Genomic DNA, 26,245 nt, shown 5'->3' with positions numbered 1-26,245 from the left:
AAGATGAGAACTCCTTATAAGGGTCGTCCTAGACCAGGACGTTGATAGGGTGCAGGTGTAAAGACGGCGACGTCAAAGCCAAGCACTACTAATTGCCCAAAAACTTTCATATAAAGAACCTCGAACTTTCAGTAATATCACAAGTCATACGAGAAGCCAAGCCAGCAAGGTAAAGCCAATCTCGCAGCCGACCTGAAAGAGAATCATCCTCAAGCGGGAACTATTTATTACATCTTGCCTGTCAATAATGTCAACCCCCTTTGGGTGGCTATTGCGTCGGTGTTCCACCTCTTCCCATTCCGAACAGAGAAGTTAAGCCCGATTGCGCCGATGGTACTGCAATGCAATGCGGGAGAGTAGGAGGCTGCCCACTTTAAAACCAAATCCCTCGGAAGCACAGCTCCCGAGGGATTCTTCGTAATACCAGACCCCTGGAAATTACTCCCGGAGCTCTTTCCAACTACTCCCGAGTCCACGTGTATCTATTCCCGTATCTCCTAGAAATTACGTCCCTATCCTCTAGAAATTACTCCCGTATCTCTGAAAAATTACTCCCGTATTCCCGAGCGATTGTTCCCGTATTCCCTTCTATTTATATACGAAGCCCCTTCTATTTATATACGTACTCTCATTGTTTTCTAAACCGAGAAATTGAATTATCATCACGATGAAAAATTAGTTTCATCATGATGATACAAACGTTTCATCGTGATGATAAATTTGTTTTATCACGATGATAATTCAATTTCTCCAGTATGTCTATGATACAACTCCCTAATGTAAATAGAAGGGAATACGGGAGTAATTTCTAGGAGATACGGGAATAGATACACGTGGACTCGGGAGTAGTTATTCGGAGCTGCGTATGTAATCGCTCGGGGATACGTATGTGTAAAGGCACAGTGCAGAAGTAAAATGGACTCCTGCACGGTTGCATCGTTACCAATGAAGAAAACGATTAATTAAATAATAGATATTTAAGATATGCTGTAGGCCTTCAACTCGTCGGCCAACTCAACCAGCTTGCCATACCACTCATCGCCGAACCTCCGAATGAGGGGCTCACGAAGAAAAACATAAAGCGGCAGACCTAACTTACGACCCTTATCGACGGCCGACTGGCATATAGACCAACGATGATAAGTAATCCCAAACAAACCGTCGCCAAAATCCTTAACACGCAGAGGATAGAGTGCACATGAAACGGGCTTCTCAACAAATGTTCGGCCAACGCAATGAGCTCGCTCTATTGAACATAAACAACAATCGCCATCATAACACGTGAAAATACAGTCTTTTCCGCCCACAATGCTTGTAACCAAATCGCCATCCGAATCTGTATAAGCCACGCCGTGACTGTCGACAACCGACTGTGCCGTTGCGCTCATATACGGCCAGTAATCATCCAATGAACTCTCAAGTTCCATCACCTCGTCCAAATTCACCGGTGCACCCGACGTGCCTTCGACACAACATCTTCCCTTGCAAATCTTCAGGTCACAACAGAAGCATTCGGTTAGAACCGCTGCCGACACAAGAACATTGTCGACCTGAAAAATTGCATTCGTAATATTGTCGTCCATGAAATAATGGCTTAGGCTGGGATGAGGAAGTTTATTACTTCCTTTTCGACCGTGACACGGAATGGGCCAACAGGGGTGTTGCTTAGCAGTCGGCCATCGACGCTGACCATTGTGCTGGGCTCGACGTGCATCTCAATGTTACGAGTACGATAGGGATGAACACTTCGATGATTCAGAAATTTACCGCGGAGGAAAAGGTATATACCTTCAAAAAGTTGGGTCATTTCGGGAGGATAAACTACCGAGGCGTCGAGCAGACCGTTATAGGGTACGGCGTTGGGGGTTTGTCCGTATCCGTGGGCATTGCCGATGCATACGGTCATGATTTTCCGCTTAATGAAATCCTCGTTTATGCGAATGTGCATGTTGTAGTCCATCCGTTGGAAAGCTAGGAATATAAACGAGAAGATGAATGACAAACTGCGTGAACCAAAGAAACTGCGAGTACGGCGACGCAGGTTCATGATGGATGCAACGAAGCCGATATTTATGCAATTGAGGAAATGGCGGTGGCAGTTCTCACCTTTTCGGTTTTTGTAGTGTATGCATCCGAGGTCTATTTTCCGTATACGTCGTTTTTGTAGCCACCCGATGTTTTTCTCAACGTCATCCTGACTGTATCCCCAGAATCTTGCAAAATCGTTCATTATTCCGTTCGGAATCACTCCTAGAACAACTTGGTTGCGCACTTCGGCTGATTCTTGCATTAGATAGTTCACAGCGTCGTTAAGGGCCGAGTCTCCACCATAGATTACAATGGTTCCGTAGCCGTTGTGCACCATCATTCTTATTAGTCTAACAACGCTCTTTGAATTTTCACTTTGCACCATGTCATAGTCTATACCGCGTGCTTTAAGGCATCGCTCGGCATGTTCCCAGCGTTTGCGGGCATATCCAAAAATACCGCCTTTCGGACAGTAGATAATTCCCCATTTGTGTTGGTTCGTCATATTTGTTTCCTCTTATTTTGGTTCTTCTATCATGCTGATAATTGTTTGCGTCTTTTCGTGGTTAGGCATTTCGGCGTCGAGCCAGTTGATTTTGAATCCTCGACGTTCCATTCCTCTGAACCAGGTCATTTGTCGTTTTGCGAACTGGTGTATTGCAGTTTCGAGAGCACGGAAGGTTTGGTCTAGAGTTGACTTACCGATAATGTGTTCAGTGATGTATTTATATTCCAATCCGTAGTAGATTAGGGCTTCGGCTGATATTCCTCTGTTAAGAAGTGAGCGCACTTCTTCGATTAGTCCGTTATCTAATCGTTCTTTGAGTCGTTGGGTGATTCTCTGTCGGCGCATGTTACGGTCGATATTTATCCCGAATATCAATGATTGAATGGGCAAGAAGGTGCGTTTGGAAGCTGGCGTTCGGAGGTTAAATGTTTCAATTTCAATAGCTCGTATGGCTCGCTGACAGGAGTCGAGGTCGGTTTTGTTATGGAGGGTTGACTGAGTTCGGCGTTTGAGGTTTATAAGGATTTCTGTGAGCTGTTCGAGTGTTTTGTCTTTTAATTCGAGTCGGAGTTTTTCGTTACGTGGAACCTCGTGCAAGTTGTAGCCTTTTAGCACAGCCTCGATATATAATCCGGTTCCTCCGCAAAGTATTGGCTGAACATTACGTCGACAGATGTCGTTGTAGGCCGTTCGGAAATCGTGCTGGAACTGGAAGAGATTATACTTTGTTCCGGCATCGCAAATGTCGATGAGATGATGAGGTATTGGTTGTCCGTTGACTATATAATCGTCCAAATCCTTACCGGTTCCGATAGTCATGTCACGATAAACCTGTCGTGAATCAGCTGAGATTATTTCTCCGGCTAACTTCTGAGCAAGGGACACAGCAAGAGCAGTTTTTCCGCTTGCAGTTGGTCCGAGAATCGTGATTAGCTTCTTTTCCATCAGTTGTTCTTGTAGACGATACTTAGAAATGAATGCTGGCAAAGATATTTAAAAAAGCCGCCCAACACTGTTGCTGGGCGGCACATATAATAAACGTTATAAAACAGAATTATCCGTTGTGTTTCTTCATTATCTTTATTAGGTCGACCACCTTGTGAGAGTAACCGATTTCGTTGTCATACCATGAAACGACTTTCACGAATTTGTCTGTGAGATAAACTCCAGCATCGGCATCAAAAATTGATGTGAGCGAGCATCCCAGGAAGTCGGAAGAAACAACTTTATCTTCGGTATAACCAAGGATTCCTTTCAATTCACCTTCTGCGGCGTCTTTCATTGCTTTGCAGATATCTTCTTTTGAAGCCGGTTTTTTGAGATTAACCGTGAGATCGACAACCGACACGTCAAGAGTCGGAACTCGCATAGAAATACCCGTCAGTTTGCCGTCGAGCTCAGGAATAACCTTACCCACAGCCTTTGCTGCTCCAGTCGATGAAGGAATGATGTTACCCGATGCTGCACGACCGCCACGCCAGTCTTTCAACGACGGACCGTCAACAGTGCGCTGAGTTGCTGTGGTTGAGTGTACAGTTGTCATCAATCCGGTTTCGATTCCAAATTTGTCGTTCAAAACTTTTGCTATCGGTGCGAGGCAGTTTGTTGTGCACGATGCGTTCGAAACGATAGTCTGCCCGTTATATTTATCAGTATTTACACCGCAAACGAACATATCGGCCTGGCGTCCGTCATCACCTTTTTTCGATGGGGCCGAGAGAATAACATATTTTGCTCCGGCCTGAATGTGCTTTTCTGCGCGGTCCATTGTGAGATAGAAACCGGTTGATTCAACAATATATTCGGCTCCAATTTCACCCCATTTCAAATCTGCTGCATCTTTTTCTGCTGTTACGCGAATACGATTACCATTTACGATGAGTTCATTTTTAGTGGCATCGACTTCGATTGTTCCCTTGAACTGTCCGTGCATAGTATCATACTTGAGCATGTAAGCCATGTAATCAACCGGAAGAAGGTCGTTAATTCCTACTACAACTACATCTTTTGCGTTTGCTTCCTCGAGAGTGGAACGGAAGACGAAGCGGCCAATACGACCGAAACCATTAATACCAATTTTAATCATTTGTTTCGTTTTTATTTAAGATGAATATTAAAAAATGCTGGATTGTGCTCCTGAAAATAGATAACTTTTATCTTTTTACATCGGCAAAGTTACATAGAAGTTCTTAATTTTGCCGACGGGTTTTGTATTAAACATTATTAAAGATTGGAAGCCCGATTGTTTTATAAAAAGATTGTTATTCACAAGGATTCGAAGTTTCTCATGGCGGAATCTTCGAGTATTTAAAATCAAATAGTTTATGAATAGTTTCTTAAAGGAATTCAAGGAGTTTGCCATGCGTGGCAATGTGATGGACATGGCTGTGGGCGTTATCATTGGTGCCGCATTCGGCAAGATTGTAAGTTCGCTGGTCGACGATATAATCATGCCGCTTCTTGGTGTAATCACGGGCGGTATCGACTTCAGTGGACTGAGTTTCAATGTCGAAGATGCCACCGTGAAGTATGGTATGTTTTTACAGAATATTCTGGACTTCATCATTATTGCATTCTGCATTTTCCTCATGATCAAAGGTATGAACACACTCGCAAAACGATGGAAAGAAGAGCCTAAACCCGAAGAGTCGGCTAAACCTAACAACGAAGAGGTACTTCTAACTGAGATTCGCGACCTTCTAAAGGAGAAATAAGTTTCAGGAGCTCTTTCAGCACTCTTGTTCGGCGGTTTTTAGTACTCTGAATCTGTCTTTGCAACGCCGAATAATTTATTTCAGTACTTGTACATGATATAATGCTCGAAAATAAATTATTTCGGGCCGATGCATTCGATATAATCTCCGGAGCCCTCGATTTCAGCATTACAACAGTTGCTATGGTGAGGCGAAATAAAATATTCCACCTTTTTATTATATAGGCTCTGTTAGTCATATAAATCATCGATTCCTCAATTATGAATCGTGTGCCAATCGAGCCGATTATCATACTTTAAAAGTTGTTCTTAAGCGCGATGTTCATTGGGTTGACGGGATTAGAGAATTAATGATTTTTATTTTGTAGTTTTTTCACATCTCCTTAATTTTACACTCGTTTTCAAGCTATTACCCAATTACATAAAATAAAATTTGAAATGATACGAGAAAAACAAATCGTGGAATGTGTCCCTAATTTCAGCGAAGGACGCAATCAAAATGTAATCAAACAAATCACAGACGAAATCGTTTCTGTAAAAGGTGTCAAACTGTTGGATGTCGACCCCGGTGAGGCTACTAATCGAACGGTGGTAACATTCGTTGGCGAACCCAAAGAGGTTGTCGAGGCAGCTTTCCTTGCAGTGAAGAAAGCAGCACAACTCATCGACATGCGTCAGCATCACGGTGCCCATCCGCGAATGGGAGCAACGGATGTTTGCCCGCTCATCCCCGTGTCGGGTATAACGCTGGAAGAGTGTGCCGAACTGGCTCGCAAGTTGGCTGAACGAATTGCAAAAGAACTGAATGTGCCTTGCTATTGCTATGAAGCTGCAGTACTAAAGCCCGAGAGAAAGAACCTCGCCATTTGTCGTAAGGGCGAATACGAAGGACTGCCTGAACGAATGACCGATACCGGTGAAGCTCCCGATTTCGGCGCACGAGCTTTTGACGAATCGATTGCCCGCACCGGATGCACAGCCGTGGGCGCACGCGATTTTCTCATCGCAACAAACTTCAACCTGAACACCACATCCACTCGTAGGGCTAACGCGATTGCTTTCGACGTTAGAGAAAAAGGTCGTCCGCAGCGCGAAGGAGGTTCACCGATTGGTAAACCGATGAAGGATGCCAATGGCAAAACCATTATGATTCCCGGAACGCTGAAAGGAACAAAGGCGATTGGCTGGTTTATCGACGAATACGGCATTGCACAGGTGTCGATGAATATTACCGATATAAACGTTACCCCATTGCACATTGCTTTCGACGAGGTCTGTCGTTGCGCACAAAACCGTGGCGTTCGTGTGACAGGTACCGAAATCGTTGGCTTGATACCGAAACGCACGCTCATCGATGCAGGTAAATATTTCTTGCGCAAGCAAAACCGCTCTACGGGCATTCCCGAGGAAGATATACTTAAAATAGCCGTCTCGTCGATGGGACTGGCTGATTTGAAACCATTCAATCCACGCGAGAAAGTTATTGAGTATCTGCTCGAAGACGAGAACAAGACAGACCGACTTATCGACCTGACAGTAAAAGGCTTCGCCGACGAAACATCGCGCGAATCTCCAGCTCCGGGTGGCGGAACCATCGCAGCCTACATGGGTGCGCTGGGTGCAGCATTGGGAACGATGGTTGCCAACCTCTCAAGCCACAAACCAGGTTGGGATGCCCGCTGGGAAGAGTTTAGCAACTGGGCAGACAAGGGACAGAAGATTCAGACAGAGTTAATGGCACTCGTTGACGAAGACACCGAAGCCTTCAATCGCATCATGTCTGCCTTCGGAATGCCAAAAGGAACCGACGAAGAGAAAGCCTTACGCTCGGCAGCCATTCAGGATGCCACGTTATATGCAACACAAGTTCCGTTGCACACGATGAAGGCCTCCTATCATGTATTCGGGCTGTGCCGCGCAATGGCCGAAGAAGGTAATCCGAACAGCGTTTCCGATGCCGGAGTAGGCGCATTGGCCGCTCGCGCTGCCGTCCTTGGCGCCGGATTGAACGTGAAAATCAACGCCGCCGGATTGAAAGACCGCGCAACTGCCGACAAATTGGTTGCCGAGGCCAACGAACTGATTGCAAAGGCTAATTCGGAAGAAGCAGAGATATTGAAAATCGTTGAATCAAAAATGTAATCCAACTATGACCAAAGAACAATTCGTAAAAGATATTCGTGCCGGCATTCCCGACACACTGCCTGAGCCGCAAGCCTACGATACGACCATCAACCATGCGCCTAAACGCAAGGATATTCTTACCGAAGAGGAAAAGAGGCTTGCACTTCGCAACGCTTTGCGCTACTTCCCGCAGAAGTTCCACGCCGTTCTGGCTCCCGAGTTTGCGGAGGAACTGAAAACGTATGGAAGAATATACATGTATCGTTTCAGGCCTACCTACGAGATGTACGCCCGTCCAATTGACGAGTATCCACACCGCTCGCAGCAGGCCGCAGCCATCATGATGATGATTCAGAACAACCTCGATAAGGCTGTAGCACAGCATCCGCACGAACTGATAACCTATGGCGGGAACGGCGCCGTATTCCAGAACTGGGCGCAATATCGGCTTGTAATGAAATACTTGAGCGAGATGACCGACGAGCAAACACTTGTGATGTATTCCGGTCACCCGCTCGGATTGTTCCCCTCGCACAAAAACGCCCCACGCGTGGTTGTGACAAACGGAATGGTTATTCCGAACTATTCAAAGCCAGACGACTGGGAGCGCGACAATGCACTCGGCGTAAGTCAATACGGACAAATGACGGCCGGCTCGTATATGTATATCGGTCCACAAGGTATTGTTCACGGAACGACGATAACTGTCCTGAACGCCGCTCGCAAGGTAGGAGGCAACAACATGAAACTGTTTGTTACAGCAGGTCTGGGCGGAATGTCGGGCGCACAGCCTAAGGCCGGAAACATTGCAGGCGTTGTCAGCGTAACGGCCGAAATCAATCCGTTAGCTGCCCGCAAGCGTTATGAGCAAGGTTGGGTAGACGAGCTGCACGAAAACCTCGACGAGCTGATTCCTGCAATCCGCAAAGCCGTTGAAGAAAAGCGCGTAGTTTCAATGGCATACGTAGGCAACGTGGTAGACCTCTGGGAACGCCTCGCCGACGAGAACATTCGCGTAGACCTCGGAAGCGACCAGACCTCGCTCCACAATCCATGGGCTGGCGGATACTATCCCGTCGGACAGAGCCTTGAGGAATCAAAACGTATGATGGCCGAAGCCCCCGAAGAGTTTAAAGAGAAGGTACAAGAGTCGCTCCGCCGTCAGGTTGCAGCCATCAACAGGCTCACCGCAAAAGGCATGTACTTCTTCGACTACGGCAATGCTTTCCTACTCGAATCAAGTCGCGCAGGAGCCGACATCATGGGCAAAAACGGAAAGTTCCGTTATCCATCCTACGTGCAAGACATCATGGGGCCGATGTTCTTCGACTATGGTTTCGGCCCGTTCCGATGGGTATGCTCGTCGGGCGACCCGAAAGATCTGGCAACAACCGACCGCATCGCAACCGAAGTTCTCGAAGAAATACGCAAGACTGCAACTCCCGACATCATCGGGCAGTTAGACGACAACATCCACTGGATTAAGGAAGCCGGCAAGAATCAGCTCGTCGTAGGTTCGCAAGCACGCATCCTATACGCCGATTCAGAGGGAAGAATAAAAATAGCCCTCGCCTTCAATGAAGCCGTGCGCAGCGGCCGAATCAGCAAACCCGTTGTGCTCGGGCGCGACCATCACGACGTATCAGGCACCGACTCGCCATTCCGCGAAACCAGCAACATCTACGACGGTTCGCAATTCTGCGCCGACATGGCCGTACAGAACGTCATCGGCGACTCCTTCCGCGGCGCCACTTGGGTGTCGATTCACAACGGCGGCGGAGTAGGCTGGGGCGAAGTCATCAACGGCGGCTTCGGCATGGTTGTCGATGGAAGCGACGACTCGGCACGCCGCATTCAGCAAATGCTACTTTGGGACGTAAACAACGGCATCGCACGCCGGAGCTGGGCACGCAACAAGGGTTCCATCGACGCCATCAAGCGCGAGATGGAGCGCACACCCAACCTCACCGTAACGCTCCCCAACCTCGTGGACGACGGCATCATCGACAAAGCATTCTAACAACAACGCAATGGGAACAGTTCCGTCCGCCACACATTCCGTCGCCCCTTCAGGGCTTCGGTTGATTGGTCGACCATTTTACAGCGGTGGAGCCCGATAGGGCTCCACCGCCTGCCTGTGGTCTGACGCCCCTTCGGGGCTTGCACGGGATAGCGATTGTCCTCTCGACGAAACGACATTTGTCCTCTAAGTTAGACGTCAATCGGCCTCTAAGTTAAACGTCAATCGTTCTCTAAGTTAAGCGACAATCGTCCTCTAAGTTAAACGACAACCGTCCGCCCTAAGGAGCGATAATCGCCGTCTAAGTTTAACAGTCTACATCCCTACCTCAATCCCTATAAACAATTTAATAAATCAATTATAATGACACATCAAATAAGCGCAGAACACCTCTCCATCGAACGCATCGGAGAGATTATAGAGAAAAGAATAAAACTCGAGCTCTCCGACGACGCCCGACAGAGAATTACACGCTGCCGCGAGTATCTGGACAAAAAGATTGAAGCATCAGACAAGCCCATCTACGGCGTAACAACCGGCTTCGGCTCGTTGTGCAAAATATCTATCGACAAGCAACAACTCTCCGACCTCCAGAAAAACCTTATGATGTCGCACGCCTGCGGCGTAGGCGAACGCGTGCCAAACGAAATCGTGAAGATAATGCTCCTGCTGAAGATACAGTCGCTAAGCTACGGCTTCTCCGGCTGCCAATTGGCAACAGTGGAGCGACTGATTGGCTTCTTCAACAACGACATCTACCCCGTTGTCTACATGCAAGGCTCGCTCGGTGCATCGGGCGACCTCGTTCCGTTAGCCCACCTGTGCCTGCCGCTTCTGGGCATTGGCAGCGTAGAAATAAACGGCGAAGTTATCTCGGGCGAAGAAATGCTCAAGAAGATGAATTGGCAACCCATCCAGCTCGTTTCAAAAGAAGGACTCGCACTGCTCAACGGAACACAGAACATGAACGCTTTCGCCGTTTGGTGCTTGCTACAAGCACAGCGATTGAGCGACTGGGCAGACAAGATAGGCGCCATGTCGCTCGAAGCCTACGATGGACGCATCGAACCATTCACACACGCCGTACACGCCGTTCGTCCGCACCAAGGACAAATAGACACCGCACGACACATTCGCGAACTGCTCGAAGGAAGCGAACTCATCAAACAACCAAAGGTAAACGTACAAGACCCCTACTCGTTCCGCTGCATGCCACAAGTGCACGGCGCGTCGAAAGACACGATACGCTACGTGAAATCGGTTATCGACATCGAAGTGAACGCCGCTACCGACAACCCAACCGTCTGCCCCGACGAAGACCTTGTCATCTCAGCCGGCAACTTCCACGGCGAGCCCATTGCACAACCAATGGACTTCCTCGCAATCGCCCTATGCGAACTGAGCAACATCTCCGAACGACGCATCTACAAACTCGTATCCGGCACACGCAATCTTCCAAGCTTCCTGGTAGCTAAACCGGGTGTGAACAGCGGATTCATGATTCCACAATACACCGCCGCCTCTATCGTGAGCCAGAGCAAGATGTACTGTACACCCGCTTCAGCCGACAGCATCCCCTCGTCGCAAGGACAGGAAGACCACGTAAGCATGGGCGCCAACGCCGCCACGAAACTCTATCAAGTTGTGCTCAACACAGAACGAGTGCTCGCCATCGAGCTGTTCAATGCAGCCCAGGCGCTGGAGTTCCGTCGGCCACTGAAGTCGTCGCCAGCCATCGAAGCTATCTTCAATGCCTATCGGAAAGAAGTACCTTTCATCGTCAATGACGAATTCATGGCACCTCATATCGCTAAATCAGTAGACTTCTTGCGCAAATGAAACTATTTGTAAAAAACATAGCAATCCTTGCAGGCGCAGACAGCCACGGCAAACTGCGCTTGCAAGGCCGCGAAATGGCAGAGACAGGCATCATCAACGATGCCTTTCTTTATGTTGAAGATGGTATCATCAAACGTTTCGGACAGATGGCCGAAGCCCAAGACCTGGAGCATACGCCCAACGTAACCATCGTCGATGCAGAAGGCGGAACCGTGCTGCCCTCATGGTGCGACTCGCATTCGCATGTAGTCTTCGGCGGAAGTCGCGAACAAGAGTTCGTGGATAAGATACGCGGACTCAGCTATGCCGAGATAGCCAAGCGAGGCGGAGGTATCCTCAACTCGGCCGACCTGCTGCACAACACCAGCGAAGACGAACTCTACCACCAAGCCATGCGACGCGTCAATGAAGTGATTCGCAAAGGAACCGGATGCCTCGAAATCAAGAGCGGTTACGGTCTCAACACCGAAGACGAACTGAAGATGCTGCGCGTGATTCGCCGTATAAAAGAAACAGCTCCATTACGCGTTGTCTCCACCTTCCTCGGCGCTCATGCCGTGTCGAGAGAATATGCCGGTCGACAAGCCGAATATGTAGACCTCGTCATCAATGAAATGATTCCGGCTGTAGGCGAAGAAAAGTTAGCCGATTTTGTCGACGTGTTCTGCGACACAGGCTTCTTTACCCCCGACGAAACCGGACGAATCATGGAAGCAGCCGCGAAATACGGAATGCGTCCCAAGATTCATGCCGACGAACTCGCCGCATCGGGAGGCGTAGAAGTGGCCATACGTCATAACGCCCTGTCCGTAGACCATCTGGAAAGCATGACCGAAGAAGAGATAGAACTCTTCCGCAATGCCGAAACCATTCCCACCGCATTGCCCGGAACCTCCTTCTTCCTTAACATGAAATATGCTCCCGGCCGGCAAATCATCGACCGCGGTCTCAGTTTGGCATTAGCCAGCGACTATAATCCCGGCTCAACTCCTTCGGGCGATATGAAGTTCATCTTCTCCCTCGGCTGCATAAAGCTCCGTCTTCTCCCCATCGAAGCCTTCAATGCCGTAACCCTGAACGGCGCCTATGCGATGAATTTAAGTCGCAACTACGGCTCGATAGCTGTGGGCAAGATGGCCAACTTCTTCATCACCATCCCGATTCCTTCGCTCGATTTCATCCCATATTCCTACACCACACCGCTCGTGAATCGAGTGTTCCTGCGTGGTGAAGAAATAGTATCTTAACTTTCAAACCAGTTATAAGCTTTACATGCAAAAAATCATCATCCTAGATTTCGGGTCACAAACAACCCAGCTGATAGGTCGACGCGTTCGTGAGCTCGACACTTTTTGTGAGATTCTCCCCTACAACAAGTTCCCAAAGAACGACCCCTCGGTCATTGGAGTAATCCTCTCCGGCTCGCCCTATTCAGTTCACGATTCCGAAGCTTTCAAAGTAGATTTAACAGAGTTCGTAGGAAAAGTCCCTGTACTCGGAATATGCTACGGCGCACAATTCATCTCCTCTATGGGAGGTGGAAAAGTTGAACCAACCGGAACACGCGAATACGGCCGAGCCAATCTTGAAGTTGTTGAACCTAACAATCCTCTGCTAAAAGGCATTGAGCCCGATTCACAGGTATGGATGAGCCATGGCGACACTATTACTGCACTGCCCGATAACTGTCGAGTTATTGCATCGACCGGAGATGTGAAATTCGCTGCCTACACATCCGACACCCAACCTGTCTGGGGCGTACAGTTTCATCCCGAGGTCTATCACTCCCTACAAGGAATGCAGCTACTGAGGAACTTCGTGGTCGGCATATGCGGAAGCAAACAAGAATGGAGTGCCGCCTCGTTTGTAGAAAGCACTGTGGCCGAACTCAAACAGCAACTAGGCAACGATCGAGTTATCCTTGGACTCTCTGGTGGCGTCGACTCTTCAGTGTGCGCCACATTGCTAAACAAGGCAATCGGCAATCGTCTCACTTGTATTTTCGTGGATCACGGAATGCTACGTAAGAACGAATTCGCTAAAGTCATGGAAGCTTATAAAGGATTAGGATTAAACGTTGTTGGCGTAGATGCCTCGGCCAAATTCTTTGGCGACCTCAAAGGCATAACTGACCCAGAGGAGAAACGTAAAATCATTGGACACAATTTCGTTGAAGTGTTCAACGCCGAGGCTCGAAAAATAACTGACGCACGCTGGCTCGCGCAAGGAACGATATACCCTGACCGAATTGAGAGCCTCAGTATCACTGGCATGACTATCAAAAGCCATCATAATGTTGGAGGTCTGCCCAAAGAGATGAAACTCAACCTATGCGAACCCTTGCAATGGCTTTTCAAAGATGAGGTTAGGAGAGTTGGAAAACAACTGGGAATGCCCGAACGTCTCATCAATCGTCACCCCTTCCCTGGGCCCGGACTGGCTGTAAGAATCCTAGGCGACATAACTCCCGAGAAAGTTAGAATACTCCAGGATGCCGACGACATCTACATCGAGAAGATGCATTCCTATACAATGCCCGATGGTACGAAGCTCTACGACAACGTTTGGCAAGCCGGTACGGTGCTCCTTTCAACTATTCGCTCTGTCGGAGTGATGGGCGATGAGCGTACCTACGAGCATCCTGTGGCTTTGCGTGCCGTTACTTCGACAGATGCCATGACGGCCGACTGGGCTCATCTGCCCTACGATTTCCTGGCCGATGTTTCAAACGAAATAATACGCAAGGTTAAGGGTGTCAATCGTGTTTGCTACGACATCTCATCCAAGCCACCATCAACTATCGAGTGGGAATAGTGTGTTTTTCCCATCCGTATGTGAATCAAAAAGGCTTCTGTTCGAGTATCGAGCGGAAGTTTTTTTATCCTCAATCGGATATCAGGTTTATTCTTCATCCTCTCGCAAAGGTGAATGTTTATTCTAGAGATTTTGAGAACTCTCTCCAAGGTTGTACTTTTGCAGCGTTTTGATGCCGTTCAGGCCTGATAAGCGCCGCAAGAGAATGCCGGCCGCCTGGCGGTGAAACCGTTTACAATAAAAAGATAATGTACGCAATTGTAGAAATTAACGGTCAACAGTTCAAAGCCGAAGAAGGCAAGAAGCTCTTCGTGAATCACATCAAAGATGCTGAAGAAGGCAAGACTGTTGAGTTCGACAAAGTTCTGCTCATCGACAATGACGGGACTGTCACAGTGGGTGCACCGACTGTTACTGGTGCAAAAGTTGTAGCCGAGGTAGTTGCTCCTCTTGTGAAAGGCGAGAAAATAATCGTTTTCAAGATGAAGCGTCGCAAGGATTACCGTAAGAAGAACGGTCATCGCTCGCAGTTTACCCAGGTTGAAATAAAAACAATTAACGCTTAAACCAAGGAGGAACAACAAATGGCACATAAGAAAGGTGTAGGTAGTTCTAAGAACGGACGCGAATCACACTCGAAGCGTTTAGGTGTGAAGATTTGGGGAGGTCAGAAAATCATTGCCGGCAATATAATCATTCGTCAGCGCGGCAACCGTCACTTCCCCGGCGAGAATGTTGCACAGGGCAAAGACGATACACTGTATGCGCTTGCCGACGGAATTGTTTATTTCCACAAGGGAAGATACAACAAGAGCACCGTCTCTGTTTTGTCGGAAGAAGCATACGCAGCTAAAACCGTAAAGCCCGAAGCATAAGACAAATAAAGATTATTCCAAACAGACAAAAACTCCCGATGTCTCTTTTAATTAAGAGCATCGGGAGTTTCGTGTTTAAGAGCATATCTATTGAGGGCATTATCATGTTCATATTAGAGTCGCCAAGGACTCCTATAAGGATATATGCGAGTTTGGTTTGATAGAGACTCCCACTCGGCCGATAGGCCGCATGTAGGGACAGACCCCGTATCTGTCCGCACCTGACGATAGGGGGAAATATGTTATGCGGTAGGTAGAGTGAATTGACATGGAGGCGGACAGACACGGGGTCTGTCCCTACATGCGGGCTAATGCCCGAATTGGCATCCGTTGTTTATTCCCCATTGGCTCATCGGAAGTTTAAATTGATTCTTAAACCGAACTCGCCTAAGGATATATAGAGCACCCCTTATAGGAAAGGTCGAGGACTCCTATAAGGAAAGGTCATGGACTCCTATAAGGAAAGGTCAAGGACTCCTATAAGGAAAGGTTGAGGACTCCTATTGGGAAAGGTCAAGGATTCCTATTGGGCATGCTATCGTATTGATATTGTGGATGCTAGGCAATGTATAATTTGTAAGGTGTGACTGTATTACGGAAAAGCAGGACTATCCTGAAAGGAGGATAGTCCTGCTTAACTGTTATAGGAGGGCGAGAGGGGAGTGTGCGTGCCTACCTACGGAGACTCTCTATTTCAGTCGGGAGAGATATTCGTCGGGCAGACGGGGCATGGCGCCGTTGCATGTGCATACGTAGGCGCTCACGTCGACCGCCAGTTTGTGAGCGTCGGGAATGGGCATACCAGCCAGTATGGCCGAGGTGAATGCCCCTGTGAACGAATCGCCTGCGCCAACAGTATCGGCCACCTCAACCTTAGGTGTTTCGTGGAATGTCTTCAGGTTCGGGGCGAACACGTAAGAACCGTTCACGCCGCAGGTGAGAACAAGCATGTCGAGATTGTATTTCCCTAGCAGAAGCCAACATTTGTTCTCCATGTCAAGACCGGGATAACCGAACAGTCGACCGATGGTGACGAGTTCTTCATCGTTTATCTTCAGAATGTCACACCGATTGAGCGAGTCGCAGATGATATCTTTGGTATAAAAGTTCTGCCGTAGGTTTATGTCGAAAATCTTCAAACAATTATTGCTTGTAGCATCGAGGAAGCTCTCGATAGTCTGCCTACTCACCACGCTTCTCTGTGCCAATGAGCCAAAACACACGGCACTGGCGGTTCGAGCGAGGCCTTCTATTTCGGATGTAAAAGGGATATTATCCCATGCTACGCCTTCTTTGATATCATAGGTTGGTACGCCCTCGTCGTCAAGTTCCACCTGTACAGTTCCGGTGGGATATTCCACCCGCGGCATGATGTATCTCACCTGTTTAAGGTTGAACTCTTCGAGGGTCTCGTCGCCCAACTTATCATTTCCCACGGCACTGATGGCGTAGGAATCATATCCGAACTGACCGGAATGAAATGCGAAATTTGCAGGTGCCCCACCCAGTTTTCTTCCTTCAGGCAGGCAATCCCAAAGAGCCTCTCCGAGGCCAACGATTATTTGTTTCATTGCTTATTGATTTTTGGAATATAGGTGAAAAGATATATTACTCCGATTGCCATTACCATCACGGCTCCGATTTGGCGGAATGCGTCGCTGGCCAGTCCCATGAAAAGGGGGAATATTGTTCCTCCAAAGAGTCCCATAATCATGAGTCCGCTTACTTCGTTCTGCTTGTCGGGCACACTTTGCAATGCTCGGGCAAACACCATCGAAAAGATGTTGCTGTTGCCGTAGCCCACAAGAGCAATGGCGGTGTAGAGCACGGCAGTTGAGTGCCCGAAAATTAGTCCGCACATCGATAGGCCCATCATGGTAACAGAGATGATGAAGAACACGCGATTGCTCATAACTCGCAGAAAGAACGAGCCGGTGAGGCAACCTAAGGTGCGGAAAACAAAGTAGAGCGAGGTTGAGAACATGGCGTCGTTGAGCGTTATGCCGAGGCGTTCCATCAATATTTTCGGTGCGGTGGTGTTGGTTCCAACGTCTATGCCCACGTGGCACATTATGCCCAGAAAGCTAAGTAGCACGATTGGCTTGCCGAGCAGTTTAACGCAGTCTATAAACGAACTGGGCTTGCCTTTGATGGGCTCTTCGACTATCGGCGTAGAGAAAAGCAACAGCGTTGCCAGCACGCCGATTATCATATAGATTGGGAAGAGCACTCGCCACCCCAAGCCGAACGAGGGGATGGATGCCATCGCTCCCCACATGGCGATGTAAGGGGCCATGAACGAGGCGATGGCCTTAACGAATTGCCCGAAGGTGAGCGTAGAGGCCAGATTGCCGCCTTGCATAACGGTTGCCACAAGCGGGTTGAGCGATGTTTGCATAAGCGCGTTGCCGATTCCCAGAAGGGAGAACGAAACGAGCATTAGCGGAAACGAATCGCCAAGCAGAGGCAAAAGCAACGAAACTATTGTTATAACCAAACTAAGCAGCACGGTTTTCTTACGCCCGATTCGGTTCATTAGCATACCCGTGGGAATGGAGAATATAAGGAACCAGAAGAACACGAGCGACGGCATAAGGTTGGACGTGGTGTCGTTTAACGAGAGGTCGCTCTTAACATAGTTCGACGCGGTTCCGACAAGGTCGACAAATCCCATCGCGAAGAAGCAGAACATCACGGGGATGAATCGCAAGATTTTATTGTTGTTCATAATCGTAGTTGTTTAGAGCGAGAGTTGGCTCACTTTTATGTTTCGATAAGAAACCTTCTTGCCGTCGGAGTAGAACTTCACCGATGTGTAGGGCGCCGTGGGAAACACCAGATTAGTCATGGCTATACGCCCGCCATCCACGAAGATTTCAACGGAGCATTTATCAACGAACACATTCAGATGATAGTTCTTACCGGTACAAAGACTGAGTGGCGCCCAAGTTCCAAGTGCGAAGTCATTCTTATAGTTCACGGAGTTTGCCTTACGCAGGGGTTCTTTGATTTCACGATGTTCGTGAATGTCGAACTCCTTCTCGATATCGTGTGCCACAGCTTTCTCTCCGAATGCAATCTGTCCGCTTTCGGTACGGTCCATGACCAGTCTACGACGCTTCATATCGAAGTATATGTCAATCTTTTCGCCCTTTTGATTGTAGAGCACCAATCCTGTTCGATCTGCTTGTCCGGGTGTAACATCCATTTCGAGTTCGAAGGCATTGCTTTCGCTCATGTTGATGTCTTTAACCGTCTTCTCTCTTAGAAGCTCGGCGTTTGCAAGCGTTTTGGTGCTTTTGCGGAGGGCTTTCACTTCGGGTGCAACGTTGGCGGCCATGTATATCTGCCCGTCCTTGCCGGTGAAAAGCGATAACTCACGCGGCAGAGTGTTTGCGCCACGATATTGCTTGATGGGCGTCACGTTAGCATATTGCCAGTTACTCATCCACGCAATGCCCAGCACGCGGTCTTCGAGACCGGAGAAAGTCACGGTTGCGTAATGGTCTTTACCGTAATCGAGGAACTTTGCAATGTTCGGTTTACTGTCGCATATGAATTTCTCGCCATCGAAATCGCCCACGAAATATTCCGTTGCGCTTCCTCCGAAGAGGCATCCCGGATTAATGTTCACAATCATCACCCATTTCTTTTTGTTCTTGTTTCCGTCGACAGGGAGCTGGAAGAAGTCCGGGCATTCAAACTGATTGGGTTGCGCACCATAGCCTCGACCGAATGCGCTGACATAAGTCCACTTTTTCAGGTCGGGCGACGAATAGAAGCGCATCTCCTTATCGGCCGACACAATCATGAACCACTTTTTTGCAGGTGCATACCAGAACACTTTAGGGTCGCGGAAGTCTTTCAAGCCATCGAAAGGCGTGAGCACCGGATTTCCTTCATATTTCGTAAAGGTATAGCCGCCGTCGGTACTATAAGCCATGCACTGCACCTGGCCTTTATCGCTGGCCGACGTATAGAGAGCCACGATAGCATCGCGCCCGTAACCGGCTGTTCCGTTCTTGTCGACAACCGCGCTTCCGGAGAATATGTGCCCCATAGGGTCGCGTGCAATGGTAGGTTCAACCTGCTTCCAATGTATAAGGTCGCGACTGATGGCGTGCCCCCAGTGCATGTTACCCCATTTAGAGCCGTAGGGGTTGTATTGATAACAAAGATGATAGACCCCATCCTTATAGAACATTCCATTCGGGTCGTTCATCCAGCCGTAGGAGGGTGTATGGTGATATGACGGACGGTAGAAGTCGGTATTAGTCACATTCCACTCGTTCGACAGCTTCATTTCGCCATTTCGAAGTGCGAGAGCATTCCGGTCGAGCCCTAGAATCTTAACTACCGACGTGCCACCTTCATTGAGTTTGAAAGGAACGTAATAGTCTGTTTTATTTTGTGCCAGACGAATATCCATCCACGTGTCCGAAGGCTGGTTATTATCGAGCATTACTCTGGCTTCGGCTTTATCCTCCTCCACGGGCAAGATGAGGAATTTCGTGGAATTTTCTATTCTCACGATGGTTGTATCGCCGTTGCTACTAACGTTGATTTTTTGTGCTGTTGCGGCCACCGATACGCATGCCATGGTGGCGCATAGAATTGTTTTCTTCTTCATTTTGCAGGATTATTTTTTATTAATGTGAGATAGGTATAGAAATATAGTTACTCATCCTTTGTGGATTCGGGCCGATAGGCTCGCAATCCAACGTAGTCGCCAATTCGGCCGTTAGGCCGCTGTAGGGACAGACCCCGTGTCTGTCCGCCCCCCATACCAACTCGGGCTACCGCCCGCAAAACATATTTCCTTACGTGAATTCGGTTCTGCGAACCGAGCGGACAGACACGGGGTCTGTCCCTACAGCGGCCTAATGGCCGAATTGGCATCCATTGGGTTACGATCTGTCAGCCGAGTTGCAATCTATCCTTTATGAGAGTTGATGTGCTAACCATATTCTTATACACAACTTTGCTTTTTGATTAGAATTTCAACGATGCAGTGAATTCAACCGTGAAGGGGCGCAGATAGCTTCCCGTCATTAGTTTATTTTGAATGCCGGCCGCTTCGTTTTTCGTAATTAGTTCGGTGCCGGCAATACTGCCTTTGGCTCCGGTTTGATTAAGGAAATTCACTACCGTGCAACCCAGCGATAGTTTATCGTTCACCTGCCAGTTGAGGCCGCCGAAGGTTTCCCAGTGGCCGTTGAAATAGTAGGCGTCGTTGATATTAGCGTAGGTTTTGCTGAAATATCGGAAGCTGGTCCATATCTTCAAATCCTTTGTTATCATATAGCTCGGGTCGAATTCTATGAGCACTCGCGGTACTTCGGCCACGATATTGCCCGTTGCATTGATTCGTCCTACATAGCCGTCGCCGAAGGTTACGGACGTTTCATATTTCTTATAGGTTGGCCGCTGATAGGTGAAGAGGAAGTGAATATCGAGTCCTTTCACCGGATGTGCCATCACGTCGGTTGTCCATCCAATGGTTTGAATATCGTAGGTGAGCGGCGCGGCCATAATTTCGCTGTTGTGCTGGAGATTCAGCGTTGAGTTATTATTGGTTTTCGAGATATAGGAGAAAAGCGATGTCAGACTGAGCCACGCGTTGTTGTAATATATCCCGACCCGTCCGAGCGGCACCGATATCTGGTCGGTATTGGGCAGGGTAGCCGGCGAGAAGGCTTCGAACTTGGGATGCTGCACAATGTAGGTGAAGTCGCCCGTGAAGCCGAAGTTGCTGTTCAGCTTGTAAGTGGCCGCAAGAGCCAGGTCGTAGTTGAACCAATTGTAATCAATCGGGCGAGGTGCAATCAGTGTTCCGTCGGGTGCAGTTGCTCCGATATAATAGTCGGCGAATCGGCCCACATAATTCCCTGCCGCATTAACTACCGCGAGATTCTCTCCGGTGAGCTTCTGCATCTCAACGCGCGCGCCGTAATAGAGGTTCAGTTTGGGCAGTACGTCCCAATCGTGTGTGAAGTACAGAGCTAGTTTGTTTTCGTGTCCACGATAGTATTCCGAAGCATTCTTATTGAAATCGTAGAAGTAGAATCTGTGCAGATTCGCGTTATACATCCGCATAGCATATGTTCCGTCTTCGGGCACGCTTTGGTCGTACATCGTTGTGTTCGACGCGTAGTCGATGTGATAATACCACTCGTTAAGGCCCAGTCGAAGAGTCGATGTGTTGAACTTTTTCGACAGCTCGGAGGTGAACAGGAACTCATCTATATCGCCCGCGTTGAGGCACGACATCCGCGTCTGCACATATTCGCCGTCATAGGGTAGCATTGCTCCGTCAAGGCCGCGATATAAGTAGTTGTACGTTGGATTATTCTTTACCTGCAAGAGCGACATGGGCGTTTGATAAACCAGAGCGCCGTGAGCATGGTCGTATTTCGCGATGGCCTTCCATTTCAATCCATTGCCGAAGTCGAAGTTATTCATCAGCGAGATGCTGCTGTTGCGATTCTCGATGGCGTCGTACAAAGAGATGCTGCGCAGCTCGCCCGTACGAATGTCGCGATAGGTTATGTCGGCGTCGACAGGCAGATAGGAGGTTGTGCCGAGCTTGAACGCGCCATATTCCTTCACACTTCCATCGCCAACGTAGATAAATGGTGCCGACTGTGTTGCGAAATTATAAACCGGATGACTGTTAGCATAGCTATACATAGCCGTGAACTCGCCTCGCCCGGCAGCATATCTCTTCGTGAGCGCACCTTTGTATATCTGCGTTCGGTCTTGCTGTTGCGAACTTCGGATTTTGAACGTTCCCGGGTCGAAATCCTGATATATGCTTCCGCTGTAGAACCATCCGCTGCCCAGCGAGCCATTCATATTGAGCGAAAGCTCCTGTAGTCCGAAATGATTCGTCTTGTAGTTAAGCGTTCCGTGAAAACCCTCGCGTCCCAGTTGGGTGAACGAGTTCACGGCATAGCCTATGTTACCGGTTGTGATGGCTGTTTCGGCAATCTTCAGAAGTCCCTGATGACTCAAGCTGGCGTCGCCTCTCCAAATGGTATTCACACTGTGCGGATTGGTGGCATAGGTCACGGGCAATCCATTTTCGAGCACGTTCACGTCGGCCGATGGGAGTCCAATCTGAATCTCTCTCGGTCCGTTAGCGCTTGCAGCATTGAGCATAACGTTTCGGTTATTTTCTTCCTTTCCGTTTGCCGAGCTGTTTTTTCCTCCGTCATCCTGTGCCGAAGCCGTTGCTGTGCATACGAGTAGCAACATGGCCAGGCCCTTCAATCTTTTCGATAAGCTTAAATTCATTTTCATTACCCTCAATTTTAAAATATAGAAGTTATTTACTGTGTTAAGATTCGGCCCCTGTAATATAAGGTCTATCCTCGAACGCAAATTTAATAGCTAACCGAACCGGGGGACTATAAAAAACATCTCATTTATTATCAAAAAATCGTCGGCCAGGCTTTTTACACGTGATAAACCGAAAAAACAATCCCGATGACTGAAAATTCCCTCGCCGCAGTCGTCCCAGCATCTCCGTCGCCCTTTCAAACTATTATTCTGTCGTGATAATGGTATTTTCTGTATTTCTTCCATGGAAGAAATACACATTCAGTTGTTTTATGTATTTCTTCCATGGAAGAAATACACAAAACGCCCCTGAGAGTCTTTCCACACGTTTAAGAATGAACCTCTATTTAACTGATTAACTTTGCGTCATGAAATTCAGCACAGTTATAAACATTCCGAAAGCTCCGTTCGAGCTGCAACCATGCGAACAAATGCTGTTTACAGGTTCGTGCTTTGCAGAACGCATCGGAACGCGATTTTTTGAAGAGAAATTCAGAGCGATGGTTAATCCGTTCGGTGTGATGTATAATCCGGCGTCGGTGTTACACACTGTCGAACGCGTGGAGAGGCCCGTGGATACGCTGGCTATGACGCTCGGCACGAATCGCGTGTATGTTGAGAAGTCGTCGGGCGAGATTGTCGACAACTGTCAGAAAAGACCGCAATCGCTTTTCTACGAACGCGAACTTAGTATCGACGAATGTGTAGAATTCCTGTCGAGAGCTGTTGAAAAGGCCTTATCGCGCAATGCTAACACAAAGATTATTGTCACCGTTAGTCCGATTCGTTATGCAAAATACGGCTATCATGAGAGCCAGTTGGCAAAGGCCGTGTTATTGCTGGCTGCCGACAGGTTGATAAGCTTGTTTCCCAAGATAGCTTATTATTTTCCTGCCTACGAGATTGTGAACGATGAGCTGCGCGACTATCGCTTCTATGAAGCCGACATGCTGCATCCAAACGCACAGGCCGTTGAATATATCTGGGAACGACTGCAACCCGCACTGCTCTCTGAAAAAGCCCGACAATTCATACAGGAATGGAAGCCGATAAAAGAGGCCCTGGCGCATAAACCATTCAACCCGGAGGCCGAACAATATAAAACTTTCATGGCCGCAACCCGTAACATGGCCGAAGCACTTCAGGAAAAATATCCTGAAATGGAACTACATCTCCCTGAACAATGAAGAATACAATAATAATCGAACTGCTCACCAAGCATGGAATTAAACCCACAGCTAATAGAATTCTTATAGCCGACGCACTCTACAGAGCCGGCTATCCGATGTCGATGAAAGAATTGGAAAATAAGTTGATAACCATTGATAAGTCGAGCATCTTTAGGGCCTTGACGGCTTTCCGTGAGAATCGTTTAGTACATCATGTGGAGGATGGTAACGACGTCGTGCGCTATGAACTGTGTCTTAGCCACGACGACAATATCGACGACGACTTGCACGTGCATTTCTATTGCGAACAATGCCATCGAACCTTTTGCTTGCCTGATACACCCGTACCCGAAGTAACCCTTCCTGCAGGGTACAAACAACGCAACGTTAACTATATGATAAAAGGAATCTGCCCGAAGTGCTGTATGTAGCGATGCTCGGAATCGGGGGCCTGAAAAACAAAATCCCCGCAACCTGACTTTGCAAGACGGTTGCGGGGATTCTTATACGAATTCGGGACTTCTTTATTTACGCAGACCCAAGGTTTTGATGATTGCACGATAGCGTTCCACGTCGCGGTCGTAGAGATAATCGAGCAACGCACGGCGCTTACCAACCAAACGGGTAAGAGAACGTGTTGTTACATAATCCTTGTGATTCTTTTTAACGTGTTCAGTGAGATGCTTGATGCGATAGGTGAACAATGCAATCTGGCTCTCGGCCGAACCGGTGTCGGTTGAACTCTGGGCCTTACCGTACTGAGTAAAAATCTCGGTTTTCTTTTCTTTGTTTAAATACATGATTTTGTTTTGATTAATGTTTTGTGCAATTACATCCTGCGGTCGTCGTGGGGTCTTAATCACAACCTGGTCGCAACGACGTTGAATGCATCGGATTGTCCGAGTTTGCTTTGCAAAGGTATAACTTTTTATGGCCTCTCAAAGCTTTCGGAATTTCTCAGTACTTTTGCCAACAGATTTTCACAATAAACTCCTTCAAAAATTTTTCATGCAAAATATTCGTAATATCGCAGTAATTGCGCACGTCGACCACGGAAAAACTACACTAGTCGACAAGATGATGTTGGCCGGCAAACTCTTTCGTGATGGACAAAACAACAGCGACGAGGTACTTGACTCGAACGACCTCGAACGCGAAAGAGGAATAACAATACTCAGTAAAAACGTCAGCATAAACTGGAAAGGAACTAAGATAAATATCCTGGACACGCCTGGACACTCCGATTTCGGTGGAGAGGTGGAGCGAGTGCTCAATATGGCCGACGGATGTCTGCTGCTTGTAGATGCCTTCGAAGGCCCGATGCCGCAAACACGATTCGTACTCCAAAAGGCACTGCAACTTGGATTGAAACCAATGGTTGTGATTAATAAGGTCGACAAACCCAACTGCCGCCCCGAAGAGGTTTATGAAATGGTTTTCGACCTGATGTGCGATCTCAACGCAACCGAAGAGCAGCTCGACTTCCCTGTAGTCTACGGTTCGGCCAAAAACGGATGGATGAATAGCACCTGGAAAACTCCAACCGACAATATCGACTATCTGCTCGACCTCATCGTTGAATCTATTCCTGCACCGCGCCAGCTCGAAGGAATACCGCAAATGCTAATCACATCGCTCGACTACTCCAGCTACACCGGACGAATAGCAGTGGGACGAGTGCACAGAGGAACCCTCAAAGATGGACAAAACATAACCATCTGCCATCGCGACGGAACCCATGAACGAACTAAAATAAAAGAACTCCACACTTTCGAAGGAATGGGACATAAGAAAACCGACCACGTAGACTCGGGAGATATATGCGCCGTCATCGGACTCGAAAAGTTCGAAATAGGCGACACCATATCCGACTTTGAAAACCCCGAACCCCTTCCGCCAATAGCTGTCGACGAACCCACTATGAGTATGCTCTTCACCATTAACGACTCGCCTTTCTTCGGTCGCGAAGGCAAATTCTGCACCTCGCGACATATCAGCGAACGCCTCACAAAAGAGCTCGAAAAGAACCTAGCCCTTAGAGTTGAACAACTCGAAGGTTCAATGGATAAATGGATTGTCAGCGGGCGCGGAGTACTGCACCTTTCCGTACTCATCGAAACGATGCGGCGCGAGGGCTACGAACTGCAGGTAGGCCAACCACAGGTCATCTATAAAGACATCGACGGAAAAAAATGCGAACCCATCGAAGAACTTACCATAAACGTACCCACCGATTTCTCCAGTCGGATGATTGATATGGTTACCCGCCGCAAAGGCGAACTCCTCGGAATGGATTCCGAAGGCGAGCGCGTCAACATAACCTTTGAAGTACCCTCGCGCGGCATAATCGGTCTCCGCACAAATGTTCTCACCGCCAGCCAGGGCGAAGCCATCATGGCTCACCGGTTCAAAAACTATCAACCGTTCAAGGGCGAAATAACCCGTAGAATAAACGGCTCCATGATAGCTCTCGAAAACGGAACAGCCTATGCTTATGCCATCGATAAACTCCAGGACCGCGGAAAATTCTTTATCGATGCCGGAGAAGAAGTCTATGGCGGACAGGTTGTAGGCGAGCACGTCCACGATAACGACCTTGTCATCAACGTAACCAAGGCTAAACAACTCACTAACATTCGCGCCTCCGGTTCCGACGAGAAAGCACGCGTCATTCCAAAAACCGAAATGAGTATGGAAGAATGTCTGGAATATATAAAGGGTGATGAATATGTTGAAGTGACCCCCAAGAATATTCGCATGCGCAAAATCATCCTCGACCACCAGGAGCGCAAGCGCGAAAATAAGGACTCATAG

At 48.3% G+C, this 26,245-nt stretch carries 20 protein-coding genes and 2 rRNA genes; 13 read left to right on the top strand and 9 right to left on the bottom strand.

Annotated features, from left to right (window positions below; all coding sequences use genetic code 11):
* Both HMPREF9140_RS07835 and rrf read left to right on the top strand, forming a co-directional pair.
* Positions 1 to 113 (top strand): 23S ribosomal RNA (locus HMPREF9140_RS07835); the annotation flags it as partial.
* A gap of 147 nt (positions 114 to 260) precedes the next feature.
* Positions 261 to 373: ribosomal RNA gene (gene rrf / locus HMPREF9140_RS07830) — 5S ribosomal RNA — on the top strand.
* 604 nt (positions 374 to 977) lie between these two features.
* Here rrf and HMPREF9140_RS07825 read toward each other — a convergent pair.
* From HMPREF9140_RS07825 to gap, 4 genes are all read right to left on the bottom strand, one after another.
* Positions 978 to 1,583: a DUF3109 family protein gene (locus HMPREF9140_RS07825; RefSeq protein WP_006953140.1), complete on the bottom strand. Its 606-nt coding sequence runs from the start codon at positions 1,581 to 1,583 to the stop codon at positions 978 to 980.
* A gap of 11 nt (positions 1,584 to 1,594) precedes the next feature.
* Positions 1,595 to 2,533: a diacylglycerol/lipid kinase family protein gene (locus HMPREF9140_RS07820; RefSeq protein ID WP_006953138.1), complete on the bottom strand. Its 939-nt coding sequence runs from the start codon at positions 2,531 to 2,533 to the stop codon at positions 1,595 to 1,597.
* Positions 2,534 to 2,545: 12 nt separating this feature from the next.
* The gene (gene miaA, locus HMPREF9140_RS07815; RefSeq protein ID WP_006953136.1) at positions 2,546 to 3,481 is read right to left on the bottom strand and encodes a tRNA (adenosine(37)-N6)-dimethylallyltransferase MiaA; all 936 of its coding nucleotides are present in this window, start codon (positions 3,479 to 3,481) and stop codon (positions 2,546 to 2,548) included.
* Positions 3,482 to 3,590: 109 nt separating this feature from the next.
* Entirely contained in the window at positions 3,591 to 4,622 is a 1,032-nt protein-coding gene (gap, locus tag HMPREF9140_RS07810; RefSeq protein ID WP_006953133.1) for a type I glyceraldehyde-3-phosphate dehydrogenase, read from the bottom strand.
* Between the two features lie 238 nt (positions 4,623 to 4,860).
* Between gap and mscL the strand changes: the two genes are divergently transcribed.
* The 8 genes from mscL to rpmA all read left to right on the top strand — a co-directional run bounded on the left by mscL (position 4,861) and on the right by rpmA (position 14,921).
* Positions 4,861 to 5,250: a large-conductance mechanosensitive channel protein MscL gene (mscL, locus tag HMPREF9140_RS07805; protein ID WP_006953130.1), complete on the top strand. Its 390-nt coding sequence runs from the start codon at positions 4,861 to 4,863 to the stop codon at positions 5,248 to 5,250.
* Between the two features lie 437 nt (positions 5,251 to 5,687).
* Positions 5,688 to 7,391 carry a glutamate formimidoyltransferase gene (ftcD, locus tag HMPREF9140_RS07800; RefSeq protein ID WP_006953126.1) on the top strand — a complete coding sequence of 568 codons (1,704 nt, stop codon included), beginning with the start codon at positions 5,688 to 5,690 and terminating at the stop codon, positions 7,389 to 7,391.
* Positions 7,392 to 7,398: 7 nt separating this feature from the next.
* Positions 7,399 to 9,393 (top strand): urocanate hydratase, encoded by a 1,995-nt coding sequence (locus HMPREF9140_RS07795; RefSeq protein ID WP_006953125.1) that lies wholly within the window; start codon positions 7,399 to 7,401, stop codon positions 9,391 to 9,393.
* A gap of 363 nt (positions 9,394 to 9,756) precedes the next feature.
* Positions 9,757 to 11,232: a histidine ammonia-lyase gene (hutH, locus tag HMPREF9140_RS07790; protein WP_006953124.1), complete on the top strand. Its 1,476-nt coding sequence runs from the start codon at positions 9,757 to 9,759 to the stop codon at positions 11,230 to 11,232.
* A complete protein-coding gene (hutI, locus tag HMPREF9140_RS07785) occupies positions 11,229 to 12,479 on the top strand; it encodes an imidazolonepropionase (protein ID WP_006953123.1) in 1,251 nt (416 codons plus the stop codon). The genes hutH and hutI overlap by 4 nt, the downstream gene beginning before the upstream one ends.
* Before the next feature lie 25 nt (positions 12,480 to 12,504).
* A complete protein-coding gene (gene guaA / locus HMPREF9140_RS07780; protein ID WP_006953122.1) occupies positions 12,505 to 14,046 on the top strand; it encodes a glutamine-hydrolyzing GMP synthase in 1,542 nt (513 codons plus the stop codon).
* A gap of 248 nt (positions 14,047 to 14,294) precedes the next feature.
* Positions 14,295 to 14,612, top strand: coding sequence for a 50S ribosomal protein L21 (rplU, locus tag HMPREF9140_RS07775; protein WP_006953121.1), 318 nt, complete (start codon positions 14,295 to 14,297; stop codon positions 14,610 to 14,612).
* Positions 14,613 to 14,630: 18 nt separating this feature from the next.
* Positions 14,631 to 14,921, top strand: a complete 291-nt coding sequence (gene rpmA / locus HMPREF9140_RS07770) for a 50S ribosomal protein L27 (RefSeq protein ID WP_006953120.1) — start codon at positions 14,631 to 14,633, stop codon at positions 14,919 to 14,921.
* 689 nt (positions 14,922 to 15,610) lie between these two features.
* Here rpmA and HMPREF9140_RS07765 read toward each other — a convergent pair.
* The 4 genes from HMPREF9140_RS07765 to HMPREF9140_RS07750 form a co-directional block, all read right to left on the bottom strand.
* Positions 15,611 to 16,492, bottom strand: coding sequence for a carbohydrate kinase family protein (locus HMPREF9140_RS07765; RefSeq protein ID WP_006953119.1), 882 nt, complete (start codon positions 16,490 to 16,492; stop codon positions 15,611 to 15,613).
* Positions 16,489 to 17,649, bottom strand: coding sequence for an MFS transporter (locus HMPREF9140_RS07760; RefSeq protein ID WP_006953118.1), 1,161 nt, complete (start codon positions 17,647 to 17,649; stop codon positions 16,489 to 16,491). Before HMPREF9140_RS07760 ends, HMPREF9140_RS07765 begins: the two co-directional genes overlap by 4 nt.
* 12 nt (positions 17,650 to 17,661) lie before the next feature.
* A complete protein-coding gene (locus HMPREF9140_RS07755; protein WP_006953117.1) occupies positions 17,662 to 19,551 on the bottom strand; it encodes a GH32 C-terminal domain-containing protein in 1,890 nt (629 codons plus the stop codon).
* Between the two features lie 362 nt (positions 19,552 to 19,913).
* Positions 19,914 to 22,223: a TonB-dependent receptor gene (locus HMPREF9140_RS07750; protein WP_006953116.1), complete on the bottom strand. Its 2,310-nt coding sequence runs from the start codon at positions 22,221 to 22,223 to the stop codon at positions 19,914 to 19,916.
* Between the two features lie 407 nt (positions 22,224 to 22,630).
* On the opposite strand from HMPREF9140_RS07750, the gene HMPREF9140_RS07745 reads away from it, so the two are divergent.
* Both HMPREF9140_RS07745 and HMPREF9140_RS07740 read left to right on the top strand, forming a co-directional pair.
* Complete coding sequence (locus tag HMPREF9140_RS07745; protein ID WP_006953115.1) at positions 22,631 to 23,449, top strand: GSCFA domain-containing protein; 819 nt, start codon at positions 22,631 to 22,633, stop codon at positions 23,447 to 23,449.
* Positions 23,446 to 23,862, top strand: a complete 417-nt coding sequence (locus HMPREF9140_RS07740) for a Fur family transcriptional regulator (protein ID WP_006953114.1) — start codon at positions 23,446 to 23,448, stop codon at positions 23,860 to 23,862. Before HMPREF9140_RS07745 ends, HMPREF9140_RS07740 begins: the two co-directional genes overlap by 4 nt.
* A gap of 93 nt (positions 23,863 to 23,955) precedes the next feature.
* On the opposite strand, the gene rpsO is transcribed toward HMPREF9140_RS07740, so the two are convergent.
* Positions 23,956 to 24,231 (bottom strand): 30S ribosomal protein S15, encoded by a 276-nt coding sequence (gene rpsO, locus HMPREF9140_RS07735; protein ID WP_006953113.1) that lies wholly within the window; start codon positions 24,229 to 24,231, stop codon positions 23,956 to 23,958.
* Between the two features lie 208 nt (positions 24,232 to 24,439).
* On the opposite strand from rpsO, the gene typA reads away from it, so the two are divergent.
* The gene (typA, locus tag HMPREF9140_RS07730; RefSeq protein WP_006953112.1) at positions 24,440 to 26,245 is read left to right on the top strand and encodes a translational GTPase TypA; all 1,806 of its coding nucleotides are present in this window, start codon (positions 24,440 to 24,442) and stop codon (positions 26,243 to 26,245) included.

This window comes from Prevotella micans F0438, from assembly GCF_000243035.1.
GTDB lineage: Bacteria > Bacteroidota > Bacteroidia > Bacteroidales > Bacteroidaceae > Prevotella > Prevotella micans.
The sequence above is the reverse complement of the archived record's forward strand: the minus strand, read 5'-3'. Positions and strand labels throughout refer to the sequence as shown.

Excerpts from the sequence above, each read along its gene's own strand:
- HMPREF9140_RS07825 (WP_006953140.1), bottom strand. The coding sequence starts at position 1,583 with ATGGACGACAATATTACGAATGCAATTTTTCAGGTCGACAATGTTCTT.
- HMPREF9140_RS07820 (WP_006953138.1), bottom strand. The coding sequence starts at position 2,533 with ATGACGAACCAACACAAATGGGGAATTATCTACTGTCCGAAAGGCGGT.
- miaA (WP_006953136.1), bottom strand. The coding sequence starts at position 3,481 with ATGGAAAAGAAGCTAATCACGATTCTCGGACCAACTGCAAGCGGAAAA.
- gap (WP_006953133.1), bottom strand. The coding sequence starts at position 4,622 with ATGATTAAAATTGGTATTAATGGTTTCGGTCGTATTGGCCGCTTCGTC.
- mscL (WP_006953130.1), top strand. The coding sequence starts at position 4,861 with ATGAATAGTTTCTTAAAGGAATTCAAGGAGTTTGCCATGCGTGGCAAT.
- ftcD (WP_006953126.1), top strand. The coding sequence starts at position 5,688 with ATGATACGAGAAAAACAAATCGTGGAATGTGTCCCTAATTTCAGCGAA.
- HMPREF9140_RS07795 (WP_006953125.1), top strand. The coding sequence starts at position 7,399 with ATGACCAAAGAACAATTCGTAAAAGATATTCGTGCCGGCATTCCCGAC.
- hutH (WP_006953124.1), top strand. The coding sequence starts at position 9,757 with ATGACACATCAAATAAGCGCAGAACACCTCTCCATCGAACGCATCGGA.
- hutI (WP_006953123.1), top strand. The coding sequence starts at position 11,229 with ATGAAACTATTTGTAAAAAACATAGCAATCCTTGCAGGCGCAGACAGC.
- guaA (WP_006953122.1), top strand. The coding sequence starts at position 12,505 with ATGCAAAAAATCATCATCCTAGATTTCGGGTCACAAACAACCCAGCTG.
- rplU (WP_006953121.1), top strand. The coding sequence starts at position 14,295 with ATGTACGCAATTGTAGAAATTAACGGTCAACAGTTCAAAGCCGAAGAA.
- rpmA (WP_006953120.1), top strand. The coding sequence starts at position 14,631 with ATGGCACATAAGAAAGGTGTAGGTAGTTCTAAGAACGGACGCGAATCA.
- HMPREF9140_RS07765 (WP_006953119.1), bottom strand. The coding sequence starts at position 16,492 with ATGAAACAAATAATCGTTGGCCTCGGAGAGGCTCTTTGGGATTGCCTG.
- HMPREF9140_RS07760 (WP_006953118.1), bottom strand. The coding sequence starts at position 17,649 with ATGAACAACAATAAAATCTTGCGATTCATCCCCGTGATGTTCTGCTTC.
- HMPREF9140_RS07755 (WP_006953117.1), bottom strand. The coding sequence starts at position 19,551 with ATGAAGAAGAAAACAATTCTATGCGCCACCATGGCATGCGTATCGGTG.
- HMPREF9140_RS07750 (WP_006953116.1), bottom strand. The coding sequence starts at position 22,223 with ATGAAAATGAATTTAAGCTTATCGAAAAGATTGAAGGGCCTGGCCATG.
- HMPREF9140_RS07745 (WP_006953115.1), top strand. The coding sequence starts at position 22,631 with ATGAAATTCAGCACAGTTATAAACATTCCGAAAGCTCCGTTCGAGCTG.
- HMPREF9140_RS07740 (WP_006953114.1), top strand. The coding sequence starts at position 23,446 with ATGAAGAATACAATAATAATCGAACTGCTCACCAAGCATGGAATTAAA.
- rpsO (WP_006953113.1), bottom strand. The coding sequence starts at position 24,231 with ATGTATTTAAACAAAGAAAAGAAAACCGAGATTTTTACTCAGTACGGT.
- typA (WP_006953112.1), top strand. The coding sequence starts at position 24,440 with ATGCAAAATATTCGTAATATCGCAGTAATTGCGCACGTCGACCACGGA.